The sequence below is a fragment of the Oceaniglobus indicus genome, from assembly GCF_002751875.1.
Taxonomy (GTDB): Bacteria; Pseudomonadota; Alphaproteobacteria; order Rhodobacterales; family Rhodobacteraceae; genus Oceaniglobus; species Oceaniglobus indicus.
Map to the genome: position 1 here is coordinate 43,942 of NZ_NMZM01000004.1, position 20,027 is coordinate 63,968.

The 20,027-nt window shown below is 64.2% G+C and carries 24 protein-coding genes and 1 pseudogene; 4 read left to right on the forward strand and 21 right to left on the reverse strand.

Features of this window, described 5'->3' with window-relative positions; genetic code table 11:
• Window positions 1-2: 2 nt before the first annotated feature.
• The 3 genes from lnt to ybeY all read right to left on the reverse strand — a co-directional run bounded on the left by lnt (window position 3) and on the right by ybeY (window position 3,040).
• The gene (gene lnt, locus CFP68_RS07295) at window positions 3-1,535 is read right to left on the reverse strand and encodes an apolipoprotein N-acyltransferase (RefSeq protein WP_420915819.1); all 1,533 of its coding nucleotides are present in this window, start codon (window positions 1,533-1,535) and stop codon (window positions 3-5) included.
• A 10-nt stretch (window positions 1,536-1,545) separates the two neighbouring features.
• Entirely contained in the window at window positions 1,546-2,490 is a 945-nt protein-coding gene (locus tag CFP68_RS07300; protein WP_099826554.1) for a transporter associated domain-containing protein, read from the reverse strand.
• Window positions 2,491-2,554: 64 nt separating this feature from the next.
• Window positions 2,555-3,040: an rRNA maturation RNase YbeY gene (ybeY, locus tag CFP68_RS07305; RefSeq protein ID WP_099826555.1), complete on the reverse strand. Its 486-nt coding sequence runs from the start codon at window positions 3,038-3,040 to the stop codon at window positions 2,555-2,557.
• A gap of 90 nt (window positions 3,041-3,130) precedes the next feature.
• Between ybeY and CFP68_RS07310 the strand changes: the two genes are divergently transcribed.
• Window positions 3,131-4,225, forward strand: coding sequence for an ion channel (locus tag CFP68_RS07310; RefSeq protein WP_099826267.1), 1,095 nt, complete (start codon window positions 3,131-3,133; stop codon window positions 4,223-4,225).
• A gap of 7 nt (window positions 4,226-4,232) precedes the next feature.
• Here CFP68_RS07310 and CFP68_RS07315 read toward each other — a convergent pair whose 3' ends face one another.
• The 3 genes from CFP68_RS07315 to CFP68_RS07325 all read right to left on the reverse strand — a co-directional run bounded on the left by CFP68_RS07315 (window position 4,233) and on the right by CFP68_RS07325 (window position 6,237).
• On the reverse strand, window positions 4,233-5,201 hold the full coding sequence (locus CFP68_RS07315) for a PhoH family protein (RefSeq protein ID WP_099826268.1): 969 nt from the start codon (window positions 5,199-5,201) through the stop codon (window positions 4,233-4,235).
• Between the two features lie 228 nt (window positions 5,202-5,429).
• Window positions 5,430-5,726: a hypothetical protein gene (locus CFP68_RS07320; protein WP_099826269.1), complete on the reverse strand. Its 297-nt coding sequence runs from the start codon at window positions 5,724-5,726 to the stop codon at window positions 5,430-5,432.
• A gap of 4 nt (window positions 5,727-5,730) precedes the next feature.
• Window positions 5,731-6,237: an OmpA family protein gene (locus CFP68_RS07325; protein ID WP_099826556.1), complete on the reverse strand. Its 507-nt coding sequence runs from the start codon at window positions 6,235-6,237 to the stop codon at window positions 5,731-5,733.
• A 474-nt stretch (window positions 6,238-6,711) separates the two neighbouring features.
• Here CFP68_RS07325 and CFP68_RS07330 point away from each other — a divergent pair, with 474 nt between their 5' ends.
• Window positions 6,712-7,059 (forward strand): hypothetical protein, encoded by a 348-nt coding sequence (locus tag CFP68_RS07330; RefSeq protein ID WP_145953412.1) that lies wholly within the window; start codon window positions 6,712-6,714, stop codon window positions 7,057-7,059.
• A gap of 46 nt (window positions 7,060-7,105) precedes the next feature.
• On the opposite strand, the gene miaB is transcribed toward CFP68_RS07330, so the two are convergent.
• Window positions 7,106-8,410, reverse strand: a complete 1,305-nt coding sequence (miaB, locus tag CFP68_RS07335) for a tRNA (N6-isopentenyl adenosine(37)-C2)-methylthiotransferase MiaB (protein WP_099826271.1) — start codon at window positions 8,408-8,410, stop codon at window positions 7,106-7,108.
• 110 nt (window positions 8,411-8,520) lie between these two features.
• On the opposite strand from miaB, the gene CFP68_RS07340 reads away from it, so the two are divergent.
• Window positions 8,521-9,414, forward strand: coding sequence for a hypothetical protein (locus tag CFP68_RS07340; RefSeq protein WP_099826272.1), 894 nt, complete (start codon window positions 8,521-8,523; stop codon window positions 9,412-9,414).
• Between the two features lie 194 nt (window positions 9,415-9,608).
• On the opposite strand, the gene CFP68_RS07345 is transcribed toward CFP68_RS07340, so the two are convergent.
• From CFP68_RS07345 to CFP68_RS07370, 6 genes are all read right to left on the reverse strand, one after another.
• Entirely contained in the window at window positions 9,609-9,956 is a 348-nt protein-coding gene (locus CFP68_RS07345; protein ID WP_099826273.1) for a VOC family protein, read from the reverse strand.
• Window positions 9,953-10,576, reverse strand: coding sequence for a glutathione S-transferase family protein (locus CFP68_RS07350; protein WP_099826274.1), 624 nt, complete (start codon window positions 10,574-10,576; stop codon window positions 9,953-9,955). Before CFP68_RS07350 ends, CFP68_RS07345 begins: the two co-directional genes overlap by 4 nt.
• Window positions 10,577-10,680: 104 nt before the next feature.
• Window positions 10,681-11,352 (reverse strand): glutathione S-transferase family protein, encoded by a 672-nt coding sequence (locus CFP68_RS07355; protein ID WP_099826275.1) that lies wholly within the window; start codon window positions 11,350-11,352, stop codon window positions 10,681-10,683.
• Window positions 11,352-11,834, reverse strand: coding sequence for a VOC family protein (locus CFP68_RS07360; protein WP_241523992.1), 483 nt, complete (start codon window positions 11,832-11,834; stop codon window positions 11,352-11,354). The genes CFP68_RS07355 and CFP68_RS07360 overlap by 1 nt, the downstream gene beginning before the upstream one ends.
• Window positions 11,831-12,625, reverse strand: coding sequence for a VOC family protein (locus CFP68_RS07365; protein WP_099826277.1), 795 nt, complete (start codon window positions 12,623-12,625; stop codon window positions 11,831-11,833). The genes CFP68_RS07360 and CFP68_RS07365 overlap by 4 nt, the downstream gene beginning before the upstream one ends.
• A gap of 72 nt (window positions 12,626-12,697) precedes the next feature.
• Complete coding sequence (locus CFP68_RS07370) at window positions 12,698-13,123, reverse strand: VOC family protein (protein WP_099826278.1); 426 nt, start codon at window positions 13,121-13,123, stop codon at window positions 12,698-12,700.
• A 196-nt stretch (window positions 13,124-13,319) separates the two neighbouring features.
• Between CFP68_RS07370 and CFP68_RS07375 the strand changes: the two genes are divergently transcribed.
• Entirely contained in the window at window positions 13,320-13,802 is a 483-nt protein-coding gene (locus CFP68_RS07375; RefSeq protein ID WP_099826279.1) for a MarR family winged helix-turn-helix transcriptional regulator, read from the forward strand.
• 126 nt (window positions 13,803-13,928) lie between these two features.
• On the opposite strand, the pseudogene CFP68_RS07380 reads toward CFP68_RS07375, so the two are convergent.
• The 8 genes and pseudogenes from CFP68_RS07380 to CFP68_RS07415 form a co-directional block, all read right to left on the reverse strand.
• A pseudogene (locus CFP68_RS07380) lies at window positions 13,929-14,021 on the reverse strand (IS5/IS1182 family transposase); the annotation flags it as partial.
• Between the two features lie 101 nt (window positions 14,022-14,122).
• Entirely contained in the window at window positions 14,123-15,067 is a 945-nt protein-coding gene (locus tag CFP68_RS07385) for a YihY/virulence factor BrkB family protein (protein ID WP_099826280.1), read from the reverse strand.
• 74 nt (window positions 15,068-15,141) lie between these two features.
• Window positions 15,142-16,392 carry a DUF3618 domain-containing protein gene (locus CFP68_RS07390; RefSeq protein WP_099826281.1) on the reverse strand — a complete coding sequence of 417 codons (1,251 nt, stop codon included), beginning with the start codon at window positions 16,390-16,392 and terminating at the stop codon, window positions 15,142-15,144.
• Complete coding sequence (locus CFP68_RS07395) at window positions 16,385-16,774, reverse strand: phage holin family protein (RefSeq protein WP_099826282.1); 390 nt, start codon at window positions 16,772-16,774, stop codon at window positions 16,385-16,387. The genes CFP68_RS07390 and CFP68_RS07395 overlap by 8 nt, the downstream gene beginning before the upstream one ends.
• A gap of 2 nt (window positions 16,775-16,776) precedes the next feature.
• The gene (locus CFP68_RS07400) at window positions 16,777-17,400 is read right to left on the reverse strand and encodes a hypothetical protein (RefSeq protein ID WP_099826283.1); all 624 of its coding nucleotides are present in this window, start codon (window positions 17,398-17,400) and stop codon (window positions 16,777-16,779) included.
• 276 nt (window positions 17,401-17,676) lie between these two features.
• Window positions 17,677-17,973 carry a PRC-barrel domain-containing protein gene (locus CFP68_RS07405; RefSeq protein WP_099826284.1) on the reverse strand — a complete coding sequence of 99 codons (297 nt, stop codon included), beginning with the start codon at window positions 17,971-17,973 and terminating at the stop codon, window positions 17,677-17,679.
• A 265-nt stretch (window positions 17,974-18,238) separates the two neighbouring features.
• A complete protein-coding gene (locus CFP68_RS07410) occupies window positions 18,239-19,138 on the reverse strand; it encodes a helix-turn-helix transcriptional regulator (protein ID WP_099826285.1) in 900 nt (299 codons plus the stop codon).
• A gap of 54 nt (window positions 19,139-19,192) precedes the next feature.
• Complete coding sequence (locus CFP68_RS07415; RefSeq protein ID WP_099826286.1) at window positions 19,193-20,011, reverse strand: ABC transporter substrate-binding protein; 819 nt, start codon at window positions 20,009-20,011, stop codon at window positions 19,193-19,195.
• Window positions 20,012-20,027 lie beyond the last annotated feature (16 nt).

Consider the following 20,027-nt stretch of genomic DNA (forward strand, 5'->3'; position numbering starts at 1 on the left):
ATCTATATCCCGTCCCGGCGAAGATCAATGGCCGCGCGGCGGCGATGCCACCACAGTGCGCCGCACAGCGCGATCAGCAACACCGCCAGCGGCATGTCACCGCTGCGGGCATAGGGCGTCGGCGGCCCGGCCGGCGGCAGGGCGACATCCAGAAATCCGGCCTGGCCCAGCGGCAGATGTGCCACCATGCGGCCGCGATCGTCGATCAGCCCGGAAATGCCGGTATTGGCCACCCGCACCATCGCCAGACCCTGTTCGATCGTACGCATCCGGGCCTGTGCAAGGTGCTGATAAGGCCCGGAAAAAGTGCCGAACCAGGCATCGTTGGTAATCTGGAGCAGCCAGTCGGGGCGCGGGGTGCCGCGCAGATCCTGCGGAAAGATCGCCTCGTAACAGATCAGCGGCAAGGCGTGGCCCAGCGCACCAAAATCGATCAGATGCGGCCCCGGTCCAGCCGAAAACCCGTATCCGTCCCGTGCGGCAAACGAACGCAGGCCGATCAGCCGTGCCAGACCGCCGAACGGGATGTATTCGCCGAACGGAACCAGGTGGTGCTTGTCATAGGTGTCGGTGACGATTCCGTCCTGTCCCAGCACCAGAAGGCTGTTGAACGCTTGCGGCCCCTCCATGCGCTGGGCGCCCACCGCGACCGGGCGGCCGGCGCCCTGGGCGGATATCTCGGCCAGCGCGGGATGGCCCGAGTCGGCAAGGAACGGGATGGCCGTTTCGGGCCAGACGATCAGATCGGGCCGGCCGTCTTCACCGGGCGCCCCGGTGAAATCCAACTGGCGTTCGAAAAAGAACATCGCGCGGTCGGGATCCCACTTTTCGCCTTGCGGCGCGTTCGGCTGAACCACCCGGATCAACGACGCATCTGCATCGGGTTGCGTCACGGGGGTCAGCCGCAGCGCGCCGATGCCGAGCGGCAGCAGCCACAAGGCGATCAGCCCCACCGCACCCGCCCAGTGCCGCCGTTGCGCCACCAGCACGGCCAGCGCCGCGCCCAGCAGCGTCAGCACGCCAAGCGCGAAGGATCCGGTCCAGGCGGCGATCTGCGCGCCGGCGGTTTCGCTCCAGACATATCCGATCAGCGCCCAGGGAAACCCGGTCAGCACATACGAGCGCAGCATCTCTGCCCCGCCAAGGCACACCGCAAAGGCCAGCGCGCGTGACCATCCGGGCCGCGAGATCCGGTGTGCCAGCGCGAAAGCGCCCCCCCAGAACAACGCGAACCCCGTGGCCATGAACACCAGCGCGAAAGGCGCCATCCATCCGGTCGCGGCCAGGTCGATCAGGAATGGCTCGACGATCCAGTGCAGGGTCGTGGCGAAATACCCGGTGCCGATCCACCAGCCCATGATCGCCGCCTGTCGCACGCTCGCGGACCGCGCGAGATGCAGGAAAGCCAGCGCAAAGGCCAGCAGGGACAGCGGCAAAAGCGAGAACGGCACATGCCCCAGGCCCGCGGCGACACCCGTCAGGCAGGCGGCGATCCGCGACCGGCCGACCGCCGCGTCGATCTGTCCGAAAACCACGCCGCCCGTGTCAGCCAATTGATTTCGACTGGCTCGGCGCGACGGCGCCGGGGGTCGGCGCCGGACGCTCGGCCCCGGCCATGCGCACGCGGATCCGCTTGATGCGGCGCGGGTCGGCATCGACGATTTCGAATTGCGGGCCGGCGGGGTGGGGGATCACCTCGCCGCGGGCCGGCACGCGGCCGGTCAGCACGAAGACGACACCGCCCAGCGTGTCGATCTCTTCCTCGTCCTCGGGCTCGACCAGCTTCATGCCGATCTCGTCCTCGAATTCGTCCAGCGGCGTCTTGGCCTGTGCCAGATAAACGCCGGGTTTCTCCTCGGTCCAGTTCTTGCCCTCGGCGATGTCATGCTCGTCCTCGATCTCGCCGATGACCTGTTCGATCAGATCCTCGATGGTGACCAGGCCGTCGACCCCGCCGTATTCGTCGATCACCAGGGCCATGTGCATCCGGTCGTTCTGCATCTTCTGAAGCAGCACGCCGATGGGCATCGACGGCGGCGCATAGATCAGCGGGCGCAGCATCGACTTCAGATCGAACGGGGTTTCCCCCCCGTTGAACCCATGCAACAGCGCGAAGTCCTTGAGGTGGATCATGCCCACGGGATGATCCGGCGTGTCGGCATAGACGGGCAGACGGGTCATGCCGCTGTCGCGGAAAACGCGGACCAGTTCGTCTTTCTCGATGTCCTGCGAGACCGACACGATTTCGACCGTCGGGATCGCCACGTCGTAAACGCGCATCCGTCGCAGGTTCGAAAGGCCCAGGGACTGGGGCGTCGTGCCCCGGTCATCGCCTTCGTCGGCGTCGTTCTCGGATGCGCTGTCGGCGGGGCCGAAGGCTTCGAACAGGCGACCGAAAAATCCACGACTGTTCGGTTGCTCGGTGTCGTCCATGGGGTCGGCCTGCACGTCCCGTGCGGCCAGCCTCGAACTCTCGTCTTCGTCGCCCATCATGCCTTTCCAAAATATCGCGCCTGCAAGAGGCACTTACGTCTACCGCCCGGTGACGGTCGCGTCATCCCCTATATGGGTCGGCGATCCCCAGGGTGGCCAGGATTTCCGTTTCCAGCCGTTCCATCAGATCGCCGTCCGCGTCGTCTTCATGGTCGAACCCCAGAAGATGCAGGGTGCCATGGATCAGAAGATGGGTGACATGGTCGGCGAACGCAACACCGCCGGCCCGTGCTTCTGCAACACAGGTGTCGAATGCGATGGCCAGATCGCCCAGTTCGGGATCCTGCGGATCGGGCAGGGCAGGCATCGCGCCGGGTGCAGCGGCGCCGCGTTCATCCGATGGCCATGACAACACGTTGGTGGCAATCGCCTTGCCGCGGAAAGTGGCGTTCAGCGCCGCGATGCGCGTATCGTCGCAGGCCAGCAGCGACACCTCCCACGATCCGGGCGCCAGGCGCGCCAGCGCCGCGGCGACCGCGCGTTCGGCCAGATCGGCGATGCCGACGTCGTGCCAGCGTTCATCCTCGATCATCGTTTCGACTGTCACGGTATCCCCCGGCGCGGTTTCGTGTTTGATTTCGTGCGCCCATGCCACAAGTTCAAGCCGTAAACACGCCCGAACCGCCGGAGATCTCATTTGCCTTCTGTCGCACGTATCCTGTCCTGCCTTGCCTTCTTCATCGCGCTGTCGCTGGCGCCCGTCCTTTCGGCCAGCGCCCAATCCGCGCCGGACCCCGCGCAGGGGGGCGAACCGGAACGGCTGCGCGTCGGGGTCGAACATCTGCCGCCCTTCGCGGTCAACATGGGCGATGGCGCCAGCCTGGGGTTGGCGATGGACATCTGGCGGTTGGCGGCGGAACGGCTGGATCTCGACTGGACCACCGTCCCGCTTGAGCCGGGAACCGCGACCGATGCGCTGTTGGCGGACCGGATCGACGTGGCGCTGCCGATCAACGCGACACCGGAACGGGCCCAGGCGGTCGACCTGACCCAGCCGATCTATACGGCGACCATGGGCATCGCGACGACTCGCGATCCGCTGCTGAGCAACCTTCTGTTCGCCTTCCTGTCGCTGGAGTTCCTGGCCGTCGTCCTGTGGCTGTCGGCACTTCTGTTCGCGGTCGGCGCGCTGGTCTGGCTGTTCGAGCGCAAGAAGAATCATGAACAGTTCGGCGGCGGTCGCACGCTGGACGGGCTGGGCGACGGGTTCTGGTGGGCCGGCGTCACGCTGACCACCATCGGTTACGGCGACAAGGCGCCGATCACCCTGCCGGGGCGCGCGGTGGCGATGTTGTGGATGCTGGTCGGTCTTGCGGTCAGTTCGGCCCTCACGGCCAGCATCGTCACCCTGACCGACGCCAACCGCGGCGCCCATCTGCCCGAGGATTTCGTCGGGCGCAGCGTCGCGGTGGTCGAGGACAGCACCGCCGAACTCTACCTTGCCGACAAGCGGGCCGAACTGCATCCCTATGTCACGATCGAAGAGGCGCTGCAGGCGCTGGACGCCGGCATCGTCGAGCGGGTCGCCTTCAACGCGCCGGCCCTGCGTGCCGCGATCGATCGGCTGGATTACACCGATCTGCATGTGGTGACGACGCGTTACGATCCGCACTATGTCACAATGGCGCTGCCCGCGGACTCCGGGTTGCGCGCGCCGCTTGACGCAACTGTGCTGGCGATCCTGTCCAGCGAAACGGGCTGGACGCTGATCGACCGCTACCTGCCTGAATGAGACGCGCTCAGCCGTCGGCCTCGTAGGCCTCGATGATCCGCGCCACAAGCGGGTGGCGCACGACGTCCTTGGCGGTGAAGTAGTTGAACGAGATCCGGGGAATGCCGTTCAGCAACCGTTCGGCGTCCTGCAACCCGCTGCCGACGCCGCGCGGCAGGTCGACCTGGGTCCGGTCGCCGGTGACGACCATGCGCGATCCCTGGCCCAGCCGGGTCAGGAACATCTTCATCTGCATGGTCGTGGCGTTCTGCGCCTCGTCCAGCACGACGAAGGCGTTGGACAACGTGCGCCCGCGCATGAAGGCCAGCGGCGCGATCTCGATCCGCTTCTCCTCGATCAGCTTGGCCGCCTGTTTTCCGGGCAGGAAATCGTTCAGCGCGTCATAGAGCGGCTGCATGTAGGGATCGACCTTGTCCTTCATGTCGCCCGGCAGATAGCCTAGCTTTTCACCCGCCTCGACGGCGGGGCGCGACAGGATGATCTTGTCGACGTGGCCTTCGATGAACATGTTCACGCCCACGGCGACGGCCAGATAGGTCTTGCCGGTGCCCGCCGGGCCGATGCCGAAGCACAGCTCGTTGTCGAACAGGCTGCGGACATATGCTTTCTGCGCCTCGGTGCGCGGTTCGACCAGCTTCTTGCGCGTCTTGATCTCGATCAGGCCGCTCTTGAACATCTCGATCTGGTCGCCATCGCGCACGCCCTTCTGCTGGCGCGACGGTCCCATGCGCAGTTCGGCCTCGATGTCGCCGGGTTCGATGGTTTTGCCCGCTTCGAGGCGGGTATAGAGGGCGCGCAATACCTCGGCGGCGCGCGCCTGCGCATCGGCGTCGCCGACCAGCGCCAGGTCATTGCCCCGGCGCATGATCTGAACGTCGAGCGCGTGTTCGATCGCCGCGATGTTGCGGTCGAATTCGCCGCAAAGTTCGATCAGCAGTCGGTTGTCTTGAAATTCGACATGCTGCTCGGACGGCATGCCGGTTTTTTGCGGGGGGGTCGGCGGGATAAGGCCCAACACTTGCTCCAGACGATTTGTGTTGTTCGTATGGTGGTCATCCGTTGCGCCGGGTGCAAGCCCTGCACGCCAAACCGCGCGAATTATCCCTGAATTTGCCGGTTTTACGCCTTGCGCGGACACAAGCCCCCAACGCAAACGGGCCGTCCTGTGCCGGACGGCCCGCGCAGCGGAAGCTGAAGCTCCCGATCAGATGGGGTCGACCACGGTCGAGCCGGCGCGATCCGGCCCGTTGATCGTGAACGGCGGCAGCAGGCCGCAGATCGGCTTGCCCGTGCGGTCGAGACGGTTGTCCTGATAACCTTCGATGCCGTCGTCGATGGCCCAGTGTTCGCACCCGTCCCCATCGACCCAGATGCCCGGTGTCCGGGTCAGGTTCGAGAGGCTCTTGGTGTCAAAGCCGCGGTCGACGGTCTGGTCGATTTTCTGGCCGCACCCGGCCACCGCCAGAGCGCCTGAAATCAGAACGAAAGAAATGAATCTCATGGCGTTACCTTACACAAATGATTTCGACGCGACGGTTGGCCTGCATGCCCGCCGCCGTCTGGTTCGATGCGCGGGGCTGGCGTTCGCCCATGCCGCGCACGTCCATGATCGGCGCCCCGACACCGGCCGCCAGCGATGCGACGGAATTGGCGCGGTTGTAGGACAGGCGCAGGTTGTATTCATCCGATGCGCGGCTGTCGGTGTGGCCGATGATCGTATAGGCCCGCGCGCCCGCCGAGCGGAAGAAGCTGGTCAGGCGCTGTTTGCCGGCGTGATTGATGTGATAGCTGTCGGTCGCGAACAACTGGTCGGAATTCATCACGGCGCAGGTTTCGACCTTGTGGCAGACCGGCTTGCCCTGGCGGGTCAGTCGCGCGCTCATGTAGCCTTCCCAGCCGTCGTCGCGCACCCAGTGTTCACACCCGTCGGGGTCGATCCAGATGGTGCCGATCGCGCGGCGCTGCTGCGCTTCGGCGGGGGCGGCCATCCCCAGCGTGGTGGCGGCGATCATGGCGGCCCCGAAGGCGGCGCGTGCGAAATTGATGTGTCTCGACACACTGTTCTCCCTTGAAAATCGGAGCACCGGGCCAGTATGGCAGCCGCCCGCGCATCCCCCGTTTTTTGTATGCTCTTGAACAATACTGCAATTCGGCATGTTGGAAAGCCTGATTCTGCGTTCTTCCCCGCCAGATCGCCCCGTTTGCGCGGGTCGATCGCCTTGCCGGAATCGGAACACCCTGCTTGCTGGCCAATCCTGTTGGAATGCGCAGCTTTGATGCCCAGGCGTGAACAAAGCGCCTGTCTTGAGCCCAATTTCTTGCCAAAAGCTTAATTCTGCCCGATGGTTTATGGCAGAAACATGTCGATCCCGTGCCCAAATTATCGAACCGTGGGCCGGACAAGACAGCATGGCACCCGCCGATCGGGCGCAGGAACATCGGTTGCCGCCGGCAACCCTCGAATGGAACACCGAAGGGAAAACGACATGAAAACAGGAATGCTGTGTGCAGGGCTTCTGGTTGCGGCGGCCACCCAGGCGGGGGCGTCGAACTATCACGGGCACCATCATGGAAACCATGCGCATAACACGCTGAACGGTTATGCGTGGAACGGTCAGACGATCATCGTCAGCTGCTATCGCGGGCCCTGGCGCGAGGTGATCTGGGATCGCCCCAACGGCAAGTTCATCGACAGCCTGGTGGCCGTCGGATATTCGCAGCCCGCCGCACAGGCCATCGGCGAGCGGGTCTGCCGCGACCAGAACCTGGTCGGCAACCTTCAGAACATGCTGGCCGAGGTCAAGCGCATCATCCGCAACGCGCCCAAGAACTGAACCGTGTGCCACCGCCATGCCCCGCTTCGGGGCGTGGCGCCATCGCTCAGATCAGCTCGCCCGACAAGGAATTCGCCGCGCTGCCGGTGATGCGCACCCGCGACAGCGTGCCGGGGGCGACATCGGCCTGAACGTGAACGGCGTGCAGATGGTCCGATTTGCCGCCCATCTGCCCGGCGCGCCGGCCGGGTTTTTCGAACAGAACGCCGACCTCGCGCCCGATCATCGCATCCTGGCTGGCCCGCTGCTGTTCACCCAGCAATGACTGCAACCGTTTCAGACGGTCGGCCTTGGCGTCCTCGTCGACCTGCGGGCGTTCGGCGGCGGGGGTTCCGGGGCGGGTGGAATACTTGAAACTGTAGCACTGGCCGTAGTGCACGGCGCGCACCAGGTCCATTGTGGCGTCAAAATCGGCCTCGTCCTCGCCCGGGAAGCCGACGATGAAATCGCCTGAAAACAGGATGTCGGGGCGCATGGCGCGGATCCGCTCGATCAGGCGCAGGTAAGATTCGGCGGTGTGCTTGCGGTTCATCGCCTTCAACACCTTGTCGCTGCCCGATTGCACGGGCAGGTGCAGATAGGGCATCAGCTGTTCGACCTCGCCATGGGCGGCGATCAGGGCGTCATCCATGTCGTTGGGGTGACTGGTGGTATAGCGGATGCGCGCCAGCCCGTCGATGCCGGCCAGATCGCGGATCAGCCCTGCAAGCCCGCCATCGTGCCCGTGATAGGCGTTCACGTTCTGCCCCAACAGCGTGATCTCGCGCACACCGCGTTCGACCAGATCGCGGGCTTCCTCGATGATCCGCGCGGCCGGGCGCGATACCTCGGCGCCGCGGGTATAGGGCACGACGCAGAAGGCGCAGAACTTGTCACAGCCTTCCTGCACCGTCAGGAACGCCGACGGCGCGCGCTGCGCCTTGGGGCGGGCCGCCAAGTGGGCGAACTTGTCTTCCTCGGGAAAATCGGTGTCCAGGGCGCGTTCGCCGCGTGCCAGTGCGTCCGACATCGCGGGCAACCGGTGATAGCTTTGCGGCCCCACCACCAGGTCGACCATCGGCGCGCGGCGCATGATCTCGGCCCCTTCCGCCTGGGCCACGCAGCCGGCCACGCCGATCTTCAGGTCGGGGCGGCCGACCTTCAGCGCCTTCATGCGGCCCAGTTCGGAATATACCTTTTCGGCCGCCTTTTCGCGGATGTGGCAGGTGTTCAGCAGGATCATGTCGGCATCGTCAGGCCGGTCGGTCAGGGCATAGTCGCGGGTGCCCATCGCCTCGGCCATGCGTTCGCTGTCATAGACGTTCATCTGGCACCCGTAGGTCTTGATGAACAGCTTCTTGCCCTGGCCCATGCCCGTCTCCTGTCGCTTGCGCCGGTGACTATCGCATCGGTCGCGGGCTTGCAATCGGCGGCCGGTCCGGGCCACCCTGCGCCGACATCGCGCAACGCCGGAATCCGCCCATGCACCACCGATCGCTCGCCGCGTTCAAATCCGCCCGGTTTCCGCTGGGCAAGGGTCCGGTTGCCATCCTGCTGGCCGAGGATCCGGTCGAGATCGACAGCACCATCGCCCACCACCTGCGCGCCGGTTTCGCCACCATCATGGTCTTCGCCCCCAGCGAAACGACGTTCGAGGTCGCACCCCAGGGCCGGCCCATGGCCGACGGCGCCACGCCCGTGATCATCCGCGTCGATCACGACCCACGCGGCGCCGATGCCATGCTGGCGGCCGTGAACGCGGTGATTGCGAAGGGGCCGGGGATCTGGATGTATTACGGCTTCAACGCGGAATACCTGTTTCATCCTTTTGCCGAAAGCCGGTCGGTCGGCGAGATGTTGACCTTTCACACCGAAGAGCGGCGCGATGCTCTGCTGACCTATGTGATCGACCTTTACGCCGGCGATCTGGCCGCACATCCCGATGCGGTCGATCCCGGCGATGCCTGGCTGGACAAGTCGGGATATTACGCGTTGGCGCGCAAGGATCCCGACAATGACTGGGCGCCGATGGAAAGGCAGCTCGACTTCTTCGGCGGATTGCGCTGGCGTTACGAAGAGCATGTTCCCTGGAAACGCCGCAAGATCGACCGGATCGGCCTGTTCCGCGCGCGCCCCGGTCTGGCGCTGCGGGCCGATCACACCTTCAACGTGCCCGAATACAACACCTATGCCTGCAAATGGCACAACAACCTGACCGCGGCGATCTGTTCGTTCCGGACGGCCAAGGCGCTGCGTCTCAACCCGGGGTCACGCGACGGCATCGAAAGCTTCAAATGGCGCAACTCGGTCCCGTTCAGCTGGGAAAGCCAGCAACTCATGGATCTCGGACTGATGGAACCCGGGCAGTGGTTTTAGGACCCGGCCGCGGCTGGTGTCATCTGCGGGCAAACTTGCCGCAATTGACAGGTTTCGGACCGCAATTGCCATAGCATACGTCCGCAGTTGGCTTCGGGGCGCGCAACACGGAGGTAATACATTCAGGATTTCGAGGGCAACGACCGGCGCTTTCGATATGAATGGGTCAAATCCCTTGCGTCGCCGATGCGGGTTCAGGCGCCATCCAGCAAGCCGACCGTATTTCCTTCGGGATCGGTGAATTCGACATAGCGCAAGGTGTCGAAACCCTCGATCGTCACCGGTTCCGGCAGGTCGATCCCGACCGTCGTCAGCCGTGCGATCTCGGCATCGAGGTCGGGAACATGCATCGTCACGGTCGCGCGGCCGTGGCCCTCGGCGCTGTCGAGCACCTGAAACAGGACATGCCCGGTCAGGTCCCATTCATGGCATGACGGCATCGGCACGCGGTCCCGGGGGCGGGATATCAGCCTGGCCCACCAGTCGGACTGGGCGATGAAATCTGCCGCGTGGATGCTGATGAACACATGGTTGACCTTCATGCCTGCATCTCTTCGATCAGCCTGTTGTCGATCGCCTTCGCCGCCTTGTAGGCAGGGCGTTCGACAATGCGTGCCTGGTAGTCGGAAAAGGCCGCGCGTTCCGGCAGCGATTTGAACTGAAGGCCCCAGTCGACCGCGCTGCCGACATAGACATCCGCCAGGGTAAACCGCACGCCACAGACGTAATCGTGGGCTGAAAACCAGTCTTCCAGCGCATCGACCGTCCGCGCATAGCTGCCGAACCCGGCCATGACCTGCTGCTCGTCGCTGACCGTCCAGCCAAGCGCCTTTGCGGTGATGGCCTGCTCCAGCGGGCCGGCGGCGAAGAACAGCCAGCGGAAATAATCGGCCTTCTCGCTGTCATTCGGCAAGAGGTCCGGCGCTTCGGCCTCGGCCAGATAATGGCAGATGGCGGCCGCCTCGCTGACGGTCCGGTCGCCGTCGGAATGGTGGTGGATGATCGTCGGCACCTTGGCCATGGGGTTCGCATGGATCAGCGCCGCGGGTTTGTCCTCCCATGGCACCATGACGGGATCATAGTCCGCGCCTGCTTCGTGCAGGGCCCAGCGGGCGATCTGTGCCCGGCTCATCGGGTTGAAGAAGAAGGTGTAGTCGGCCATGGCGTTCCTGCTCCGTCTTGTCGCGCTGTGGTCAATACCGTTGACGGTTCGACCTTATACCTTGCTGTTCCGGCCAATCACGGTCTTTTCCATACCGTCCCGCTTCAGGTCGCATCTTCATATTTCGCGGCGTTCTCAACGAATGGCTTCATCTGCCCGGCCAATGCTGTCTTGAATGCCGGCCGGGATGTGTGCCGCTCGACATAGGCGTGCAGTGATGGACGTTCGTTCAGCAGATCGGCGGGCACATCGCGCAGCACCGTCGTCAGCACGATATCGGCGACCGAGAAATCGCCGACGATATGTGGCGCGTCTGCCAGGGCGGCGACGAACCTGTTCAGAACGCCGGCGACCATGGCCGCGATTTCCGGGCGCAGCCGCGCGGCGGCATCCTTGTCGGTCACGAACAATTCCAGCGTTGCAAGCATCGCGATCGGCGGCTCGATCGTGTTGAGGCCGGCGAAAACCCACGAAAGCACCTGGTCCCTGGCCGCACCATCGCCCGGCAGCAGGGCAGAGCTTGCCTCGGCGATACGCCAGACGATCGCGCCGCTTTCGAACATGCTGCGACCATCGATTTCAAGTGTGGGGATTTGCCCGAACGGTTGTCGCTTCAGATGTGGAGGCTTCTTCTGTGTCCCTTGCGGCATGACTTCGACGTTGTAGGAAAACCCTGCCTCCTCCAGTGCCCACCGGACACGCAGGTCGCGCACGTGGCCCTGTGCAAAATGGGGCACCCAGTCGTAGGCCGTGACGGTGAGGTTGCTGTCCTTCATCACGCGTCTCCGTTTGCGGCTGCCTCGATCGCGGCCACATCGATCTTCACCATCTGGCCCATCGCCTCCATCACCCGCTTCGCCTTTGCCCGGTCCGGATCGGCCAGAAGTTGCGGCAGTATTCGGGGCGTGACCTGCCAGGAGAGGCCGAAACGGTCCCTGATCCAGCCGCACATCACCGGCTCACCGCCCTCGGCCAGCGCGCCCCAGTAGCGATCGACTTCGGCCTGATCGGCACAGTCGATGGAAAGCGAAATCGCGTCGGTGAAGGGATGGTCAGGGCCGCCGTTCATGGCGATGAAACTGCGGCCCGATAACGTGAAGTCGACGGTAATCACATCACCTTCATTGCCGCCGGGATAATCCATCGGTGAACGGGTCGTCTGGTCGATGCGGCTGTCGGGAAACAGGCCGGTATAGAATTCCGCCGCCGCCTCGGCTTGCCCGTCGAACCACAGGAAAGTGCTGATCTTGTCCATCATTCGGCTCCTTGATTGCGCTTGCCGACGAACATCGCCTTGGCCCCCTGCGGATCGTTCGTCTGGATCAGCCAGTCACCTTCGTCGCCCGGCAACTCCATCGGCCCATGGGTGACGATGCCGCCGCCCGTCTCGACCGCCGCTTTCGCCGTGTCGATGTCGGGCACGTTGAAGGCAAAGTTCCAGAACGGCGCTTCGCCCACTTTTTCCGCGTTCATCATCGCGCCGATCATGTCGATATTATCTTGCCCGAAGAACGTATAATCTCCGTTCGGCCCCATCGGCATCGCGCCGGTCTTTTTCCAGCCGAAAAGCTTGCCATAGAACTCCAGCGCCGCCACCTGGTCGGAGGTGACCAGTTCGTTCCAGCTGCAATGCCCGACCTTCATCGGCGCAAAGGCGGTGCTTTGGCCGTCGCTGTCGCCCCGCATCAGATAGAACGTGGCGCCCCGGGGGTCGGAGACAAAGGCAAAACGGCCGACGCCGGGGATGTCCTGCGGCTCCATGTGGATGCGGCCGCCCAGTTTCTTGACCTTGGTTGACATGGCGTCCACGTCCGCCACGCCGAAATAGACGTCCCATTTGGCGGGCCGTCCCTTCGCATGATCTGGCGTGCGCATCACGCCGCCGACGCCTTCGCCATCCGGTGTGGAAAAGATGCGGTAATCCCGATCCAACCCGCCGGGCGGTTTCCGGAATTTCCAGCCCATGACGCTGCCATAAAAATCCTGCGCCGCATCCGGCGCGTCGGTCATCAACTCATACCAGATCGGGGTTCCGTCGCGGTTGGCCATGGACGTTCTTCCTTGTTTTCAAAATGCTTTATCTCGCAAAGGACGTTGTCGCACCCGGGTGCCTCGGGACATTCAGCGTTCGGCGGCCATGGACCTTTCCATCCCCGCGCGATCCATCCACATCACCTCCCAGATGTGTCCGTCAGGATCCTCGTAGGACCGGCCATACATGAAGCCGTGATCCTGTTTCGGGACGGGGTCGGCAACGCCGCCGGCCTTGACCACGGCGTCAACTGCCGCGTCGCAGGCCGCGCGGCTTTCCATCGAAAGACACAGCAACACCTGCGCGGATGTCTTGGCATCCGGTATCTGCTTCGACGTGAAATCGCGCCAACGGCCGTGCGACAGCAGCATGGCGGTGATGGTGTCGCTGATCAACATGCTCGCGCAACTCTCGTCCGAGAAGGTGTCGTTTCTCGTTGCGCCGACCGCCTCGTAAAAACGCGCGGAGGCGTCAACATCTGCAACCGGAAGGTTGATGAAGATCATCTGGGTCATGGCGTTTCCTTTTCCGTCGGCAGCATGAAACGTCTGGCATCAAAGTGTCGGATACCGACCGGCCCCGCCGTTCGGGTCAGTGTCGCGCAGAATGGTCTTTCGACCTCACAGCTTGATCCGCGCCCGGATCGGCCTGTCGCCATCCCCGATCCGCGAGTCGTTTGACTATTAAGTTGATATCAAGGTAAATCGCGTCATGTCAAATCCCGTTTCCAAACACGCCACTTTCGGCATGACATTGCGCGTGCGGGACAGTTGCCTGTGCCTGCACGCGCAACGCGCGGCCCGTGCCGTCGCGCGCCGTTTCGATGAGGCGCTGCGCCCTGTCGGGCTGCGCAGCGGGCAATTCTCGATCCTGATATCCTTGAACCGGCCCGAACCGCCGACGGTCGGATCGGTCGCCGACCTGCTGGCGATGGATCGCACGACGCTGACGGCGAACCTCAAACCGCTGGAGCGTCGCGGATTGCTGCGGGTCACACCCGACGCAAGGGACCGCCGTGCCCGCCGTTTGACCCTGACCGACGATGGCCTGTCCTTGCTGGAACAGGCCATTCCGATCTGGATCGCGACCCACGATGAAATCGAGCGCAGGCTGGAGGGCGATACAGATGCCCTTCGGCAAGACCTGAACGCCCTGACAAAGGTTGCGGGCAGCGAACCTGAAAAGCGATCGTGAGCGTGGCGAAATGCCGTCGAAGACTGCACCGCGCGACCAGATTGACCGCCCGAATAAAAGGAACACCTTGATTGAATTATAAAATGATCAGAGCGGACTTGTTAAGGGTCCGGGCTCGTTCCTGGTTCATAGCCAGAACATGACGATGGCGGCGAGAGCGATGGCAGACAAGAACACCCCAAGGCATCTGTCGTATCGGGTTGCCCCACGCCGCCAGTCGCTGGGCTTGTGCTGTAACTGGTGAATCATCCATGCCTAGTGCACCGAAGAAGGTTCACCTGGCACATATCGTTCGCCCCGCGGTCAGGCCGGGGTCATGTTCATGCGCTGGTTTCGCCCAGCCGGTCCGCTTTCTCGGCGCCGCGCGCGCCCATCGGTTCGCGCGTGCCGGTTGTCGTGTCGCGGGCGGTCTGGGCTTCGATTTCGGCGTTCAACTCGGCCCCCATCAGCACGACATAGGCCGACAGCCACAGCCACATCAGCAGGATGATGACCCCCGCCATGCTGCCGAAACTTTCATTGTAGCTGGCGAAATTCGCGACATAGACCGAGAACGCGAGCGAGCCGATGAGCCAGAGCGCACAGGCCGCCAAGGTGCCGGGAGCAAGCCATTTCCACTGTGCATCCTCGCGCGACGGACCCCAGCGGTAAAGCGCGCCCAGCCCGCCGAGGGTCAGCACCCCCAAGATCACCCAGCGCGCAAGGCCCAGCACCGTGTTCAACCAATCCGGCAGGTTGAGGAACGACAGCACGGCGGGCAGGGCCAGTGTCGCGCCAAGACCGGCCACCAGCCCGACGATCAGCAACAGCGTCAGCCCCAGCTTGACCAGCGTGAGCTTGATGAAACCGCGGCTTTCGTCTTCGTCATAGGCGACGTTAAGACCCTCCATCAGGCTGCCGACGCCCTTCGATGCGGAATAGAGGGCAAGCCCGAGGCCGAGCAGAAGCGCAAGACCAAGACCGCCGTTCTGCGAGCCCGCAACCTCGACCGCCTGGCCGATTATGATGTCGGCGGCCTGGTCCGGGATGACGGTGGCGAGGCTTTCGATTTGCGCCGTGACTTCGGAGGGCTCAAGCACCAGGCCGGCCAGCGCCATCAGGGCGGTGATGGCCGGGAACAGGGCCAGCAGGCCATAGAAAGCGACGCCGGCGGCGATCAGTCCCACGTGATCCTTCGCGATCTCGTCCTTGACCCGCAGAAGGATATCCTTCCAACCCGGCTTGGGAATTTCATTGGGGGTTTCGGCGTCGCGTCCGCGTGTCATGGAAGGGTATTTCTCCGGCTGGATTGCATGACGGCCCACCCGGATCCGGGCGGGCCGCTGGCTTGGTCGAAAGCTCAGGTCCGGGGCTTGCCCAGATCCTGCTTGTCGGCCTCGGCGCTTGCCGCGTCCGCGACGCGCTGGCCAGCCTCCTTGGCACGGTCGGCGACGGCCTGGGCGGCGGTGTCGGCCGGCGCCTTGTCGTCAGCTTCGGCCTTGGCGTCCGCGGCCTTCTGCTTGACCTCGGCCGAGGCTTCCCTGGCGACATCGCGGACCTCGTCCATGGCGGCGCGGGCGACCTTCGTGGCCTTGTCGCGCTCTTCCGCATAGATGCGTTCGGCCTCGTCGATCAACTCATCGCTGGTCTCGCCCATATAGGCGTCTTCCATGCGGGTGCGGGGCAGGGCCGCACCGATGGCCGCACCAAGGGCAAGCGCCAGAGCACCGCCGATCAGCGGTTGTTCATCGAACAGGTCTGCCGCGCGATCACGCCCCTGCCGGGCATAGCCGGCTGCCGCGTCGCGCGCTTCGATGGCGCGTTGGCGGGCCGCGATCACCCGTTCACGGGCCTCTTCGCTCAGGCTTTCGGTGCCTTCGGACAGGCGGTCGCGCAGGTGTGCTGCGCGGTCTGCGGCATGGCTGGCGGCCTCACCCGCGCGGGCGCCGACATCCTTGACGCCGGCTGCCACCCGTTCGCCTGCACCGCGTGCCTTGTCGGCGGCATCCGACGTGGCGCCGGATACGGCACCGGCAGCCGCCGATGCGCTGTCCGAGACGGAACCGGCGGCCGAGGTGACGCGCTGTCCGGCCTTTTCGCGGGCTGCGCGCACCTGGTCCCCAAGGCTGTGATCGTCGTCTTGGTCGTGGTAACGGCCGTGCAGATCGTGATCGTCGTCATCGTCGCGCAACCAGGCCGGCGTATTGCCGGGCCCTGCGATGCCACGTGCGCGGCCGGGGCGGCTGTCGTGGCTGGGCTCGTTCTCGAACGGATCCTGCCGGCCGTAATCCACCCGGCGCCGCGTGTGGCTGACCGTCCGGTGGGGGCGTGCAGGGGCGCGATCGCGGCCACTTTCGGCGCCGTCGCGGTTGCCGAAAATCATCCAGGCCAGACCGACCCCGGTCAGCGCCAGCGCCATGGGGTTTTCGCGCACGGATCGCGAGATGGATGCGCCGATGTCGCCGCCATGTTCACGGAACTGGTCGCCGACCTGGCGCACGATGCCATCAATGGAAAAGCGGTCCTGAAGATCGTCAAGGGTGTCGGTCAGACCGGCGCGCTGACGTTCGATGTCGCGTTCGATCTCTTCGGGGGAGCGGTGATCAGTCATTGTAGGTTTCCTTTACAGCGTTGGCGTCGCGCTTCACGTTCTTGGCGGTCCGGGTGGGAGCGAGCGAGCTGAGCTTGAGGTCATTGGTGCCCTTCTTCAGCATGCCGTAACCGATGACGGCGAAGATCACGCCGACGATCAGGGCCGACCAGCCGCCGGGAATTCCCGCTTCGGTCAGGCCCGCGACGACGGCCGCCGACAGCACGTTCAGGGCGGTCAGAAAGACGACGACGGCGCCGACGATCATGCCCAGGGCCACGGCGGCCTGGTTGAGGTTCTCGTTGATTTCGGCCCGGGCCAGATCGACCTCGTTGCGCACGAGGCTGCTGACCTGGGTCAATGCATCACTCAGAAGATTACCTGTGGATTTTTCGGTGGTCATGTTCAGGCTCCGGTCTTGTTCGTGGTGGCGCCGCCGGAAGACGGCGTCGTCGGATCGGTTGCGCGGAACGCGGCCGAAGAGGGGGCCGCCGATGGCGTTGCCGTAACGCCGGCGGGCGCGGGCCGGACCGGGTCGGATGCGCGGCTGGCGGGTGCACGGGCACCTGACGTTCTAGAACCGGAGGTGGCTGATCCCCGGGCGTCGGATGCGCTGGCCTTGGCGAACCGGGTGGCGGCGAAGCCAAGCAATGCGGCACCTCCGAGGAAAATCATCGGGTTGCGACGGGCGAAGCTGTTCACGTCGCTCATCATTTCACCGAAGTCCTTGTCGCGCAGCGTTTCCGACACTTCGGCCAGGCCATCGGCCATCTGGCTGAACGTGCGTTCCTGCGGCGATCCACTGCGCAGCTCGTCTGCGGCAGTGCGCAGGGCCGACGCGACGTCCTTGACCTCGCCGGCGGCGTCGTGCTGCATCTTGTGGGCGGCGCGGGATGCTTCGCCGGTCGCCTTGCCGACCATTTCCTGCGCATCGGATTTCAGGGTTTCGGCCACGTTCGACGCGGCGTCTTTGGTATCGGCGATGGCTTCGTCCGTCGTCGATCCGGGTGTCGTGTTGGAAGGGGTCATGTGGACGGTCCTTTCGGTTATGCAATAAGGCTGAGGATGGCGACGACGATCACGACGAGGCCAATCAGATAGATGAGTCCGTTCATGGTCTTGTCCTCTCGACATGCCTGCTGCTGTTTCATGGAAACTAACTGACGATGTCGTGATATGTTCCGGGTTTTCTGCGCGCGTGGGCTGGAAACACTTCGCCCCGCCGCAGGGTGCGTTTCATGCCAAAAACCCCGCACGTGGAAACGGGCGGGGTTTCAGAAAAACAGTGGTATTTGCGGATCGGGATCAATCCTTGTGTTCGGGAAGATCCTTCAGTTGGTCCTTCGTCATCGTGGTCGTGGCGTGGACCTTACCGTTTTCGTCGCGCATGAAATTCAGGCTGCTTGCCGGCAGGGCCACCGGCTTGGCGCCCAATCCCAGAAAACCACCCACATCGACCACCACCTGTGCGGCGGCTCCGGTTCCGTGAAGGTGGGAGACCGTTCCGATGTTGTTGTCGTCAGGGCCGTAGACGTCGGCGTCGGTGACGGTTGCAGCATTCAGCTCATGCGTGCCAAGCGGCGTATGTTTCGAATGATCCATGGCAACCTCCTTTCGGTTGTGTGTCGGTTGCAGCTACAACCTCCGCCATGCGCCAAAGTTCCGGTTGTCGGATCATCACGTGATGTTTGGGCGGGACATCGCCGCATTTAAGGCGGGTGGCTAATTCGAACCATCGATGCCCGAATGTATGATAACCTGAATAAACGGAATTGGCGTTCTCGTGCGATGCAATGGCGCTTGTCCCGCGTGATCGGATCCGTGCCGGTCATTCACCGAAGGCAGCAAGCGATTCCGATATATTCCGTCAGGCGTTCCACCCGACTTCGCCAAATACGCCGATGTCATAACCGCCGTATTCCTTTGCGCGGGCGGCGAATTGCCGATCCGAACAAAACGCGACGAGGGTCTGCACCGGTGTGTCGAACCATGACTTGCGATCGATCAGCAGGGCGAATTCCTCTTCGATGATCGGCGCGAATTCCAGGCCATAACTGTGCGCCACCGCTTCCAGGCCGAATGCCGCATCGGCGTGGCCGCGCCTAACCGCCTCGACGGCGGCGTCTTCCGTGCGGGCCACTTCGCTGAACTCCAGGTCCGAAAGCGCGAGGTTTTCCTTGCCGGCCAATTCGCGGAACAATGCGTCGGTGCCGGATTCCGCCTGGCGCGGGACGACGCGGCGGCCCGCCAGGTCGGACAGCCGCGCCAGCGCCTTTTCCCCGGCCCGATAGACCAGGCCACGCCGCCGCCTGGCGAACGAGATCAGGACCGCGTTCTGGTCGGCGGCGACACGCGCCGCGGCCGCCGTGTTCCAGCGGTCCGAAGCCGCGTCGTGGATGTGCAGACCGGTGATTACGCCTTCGCCCCGGACGAAACGCGCCAGTCCGTCGAGCGAGCCGTCGTAGAAGGTGGCAAGCCCACAGCGCGATTGCCGGATCGCCCAATCAAGAAGGGGATCGTGGCTTCCCAACACGATCGGCGGACGGGCAAGGGGACGCGCGGCGGCGACCGAGGGGCCGCCCGACTGGCCCTGTGCGATCCACTGCCGGATCTCGGCGGCCGGGAACAGCAGCTTGCCGGTGGCTTTCGAGCAGGGAACAGCCCCCGACGCCGCCAGGTCGTAGACCTTGCGTTCTTTCAGGCGCAACAGTTCGGCCAGTTCCCTGACGGTCAGATATTCGTGGTCCGGCACGGCAGGGTCTGGCATTGCGATCCGTTCGGTTTGTCGGGGCAGGGCAACGGCACCGCCCCAACAAGCCTATCAATTGTCCGGTGCGTTTGGAAAGAACAACTGCTGATCGGCGATCTTGAAGCCCGCGATCGTGTCCTGTCCCTTGTCCGAGATCAGCCAGTCGGCAAAGGTGCGCGCGGCCTCGGCGTTGACCGACGGGCATTTTTCCGGGTTTACCGGGATCACGCCATACTGGTTGAACATGTCCTCGTCACCCTCGACGTGGATCGCGTAATCCTGCTTGTTGTCGAAGCTGATCCAGGTGGCGCGATCGGTCATGACATAAGCGCCCATGCCGATCCCCGCGTTCAGCGTGGCCCCCATGCCCGAGCCGGTTTCGCGATACCAATCGCCCGAAGCGGTGGTCGGATCGACGCCGCTGTCCTTCCACAGCGCCATCTCCTTCTTGTGGGTGCCGCTGTCGTCCCCGCGTGAGGCGAACAACGCGCCCTGTTCGGCGATCTTGCCCAAGGCGGCCTGAACGTCGGTCATGCCGCCCACGCCCGCCGGATCGTCGCCTGCGCCGACGATGACGAAATCATTGTACATCAGGTCGGTGCGATCGGTGCCGAAGCCCGCCTTGACGAACGCCTCCTCCGATGGCTTCGCATGCACCAGAAGCACGTCGCCGTCGCAGTTTTCGGCATTCTTGATCGCTTGGCCCGTGCCGACCGCCACGACGTTGACCTGGATGCCGGTGTCCTGCTGAAAGATCGGCAGGAGGTAATCATAGAGGCCGGAATTGGCGGTGGATGTGGTGGACTGGACGATGATCGACTGGTCCTGCGCCCACGCGGCCCCCCCGAGAAGCAATGCGACGGTGGCCGCCCCGAGTGTTCTTGCAAGCATTTGGTGTCTCCCTTCC